The following is a 2,130-nucleotide window of genomic DNA, read 5'->3' as shown; positions in this document are numbered from 1 at the left end:
TCGGTGGCCTGGGGCCCCTGGGCCGGCGCGGGCATGGCCGAGGGCGCGGTCGGCGACGGCCTGCGCCGCCACGGGCTGGTGCCGATGGACCCTGCGGCGGCGCTCTCCGCGCTCGGCCTGGCGCTGGCCCTGGACGAGGGCGAACCGGTCGTCGCCGAGCTGGACTGGAGCCGCTTCGCGCCGATCTTCGGCTCGGTCCGGGAGAGCGCGCTGCTGCGCGGCCTGTCGGCCGCCCCGGAGCCCCGGGCGGCGGACGGCGACCCCGCGGACGCGGACACCTCCGCCGGGTCCGGACCCGGCACGGGCGGCGACCCGTCGTGGCCGCACCGGCTGCACCGACTGTCCGGGCCCGAGGGCCGCAAACTGCTGACGGAGCTGGTGCGGAGCGAAGCGGCCGCCGTGCTGGGCCACGAGTCGGCCGCCGGCCTCATGGCCGACCGCCCGTTCCGCGAGCTGGGCTTCGACTCGCTCACCGCCGTCGAACTCCGCAACCGGCTGGTCGCGGCCACCGCTCTGCCGCTCGCGTTCACCACCGTCTTCGACCACCCGACGGCAGCCGCGCTCGCCGCCCACCTCTTCGCCGAGCTGAGCGGCACCGAACCGGACGCCGACCGCACGACCGGCACGGCCGCGACGGACTCCGCGGCCGCCGACGGCGCGGCCGGGCCCGCGGCGGCCGACGAACCCCTGGCGATCGTCTCGATGGCCTGCCGGTTCCCGGGCGGCGTCCGCTCGCCCGAGGACCTGTGGCAGCTGGTGGCCGACGGAGTGGACGCGGTCGCCGCGCTGCCCGCCGACCGCGGCTGGCCGCTGGACACTCTCTACGACCCGGACCCCCTGCACCCGGGCACCTTCTACACCACCGGCGGCGGATTCCTGGACGGCGCGGCCGAGTTCGACGCGGAGTTCTTCGGCATCTCCCCGCGCGAAGCACTGGCCATGGACCCGCAGCAGCGACTGCTCCTCGAAACCAGCTGGGAGGCGCTGGAGCGGGCCGGACTCGACCCCGCGTCGGTCCGCGGCAGCGAGGGCGGCGTCTACGTCGGCGTCGCCGCCCAGGGCTACGGCACCGGCCCGCAGGACCCGTCCGACGAGATCGAGGGGCACCTCCTCAGCGGCACGGTCACCAGCGTCGCCTCCGGCCGCGTCGCCTACACCCTCGGACTCGGCGGCCCCGCCGTGACCGTGGAGACGGCCTGCTCGTCCTCGCTGGTGGCACTGCACCTGGCCGGCCAGGCACTGCGCGCCGGCGACTGCTCGTTCGCCCTGGTCGGCGGCGCCGCGGTGATGGCGAGCCCGGACGTCTTCGTCGAGTTCAGCCGTCAGCAGGGCCTGTCGCCCGACGGCCGCTGCCGCTCCTTCGCCGAAGCGGCGAACGGCACGGGCTGGGGCGAAGGGGTGGGCGTCCTGCTCGTGGAACGCCTCTCCGACGCGCGCCGCCTCGGACATCCGGTCCTCGCCCTCGTCCGGGGCACCGCGGTGAACCAGGACGGTGCCAGCAACGGCCTCACCGCTCCGAGCGGCCCCGCGCAGCAGCGGGTGATCAGGACCGCGCTGGCCGCGGCAGGACTGTCCGGCGCCGATATCGACCTGGTCGAGGGGCACGGCACCGGCACCGTGCTCGGCGACCCCATCGAGGCGCAGGCCCTGCTGGCCACCTACGGCCAGGACCGGCCCGCCGACCGCCCGCTGTGGCTGGGATCGCTGAAGTCCAACATCGGGCACACCCAGGCCGCCGCCGGGGTCGCCGGCGTCATCAAGACCGTGCTCGCGCTGCGCAACGGCGTGCTCCCCGGCACCCTGCACGCACAGGAGGCGTCCAGCCGGGTGGACTGGTCGGCCGGCGCGGTCCGGCTGCTCGCGGACGCCCGCCCCTGGGAAGCCCCGGACGGGGACCGGCCGCGCCGGGCCGGCGTCTCCGCGTTCGGCATGAGCGGCACCAATGCCCACGCCGTTCTGGAGGAAGCGCCCGCAGCCGACGACGCCCCGCTGCCCGACGGCACGGACGGCGAACCGTCCGAGGACACCGGGACCACCGTTCCGTGGCTGCTCTCCGCCATGACCCCCGAGGCCCTGCGCCGACAGGCGAGCCGACTGGTCGAGCACCTGCGGGCCGGCCCCGACGGGGGC

The 2,130-nt window shown here is 76.5% G+C and carries 1 protein-coding gene; it reads left to right on the top strand.

What is annotated here, in order from left to right; genetic code table 11:
- The coding region (locus ACIQOV_RS38675) for a beta-ketoacyl synthase N-terminal-like domain-containing protein (RefSeq protein WP_401055495.1) at positions 1-2,130 on the top strand (2,130 nt) is incomplete at both ends.

Source organism: Kitasatospora sp. NPDC091257, from assembly GCF_044757675.1.
Classification (GTDB): Bacteria; Actinomycetota; Actinomycetes; order Streptomycetales; family Streptomycetaceae; genus Kitasatospora; species Kitasatospora lactacystinica.
Note: the sequence above shows the minus strand (reverse complement) of the source record. Positions and strands in the feature narration are given on the sequence as shown.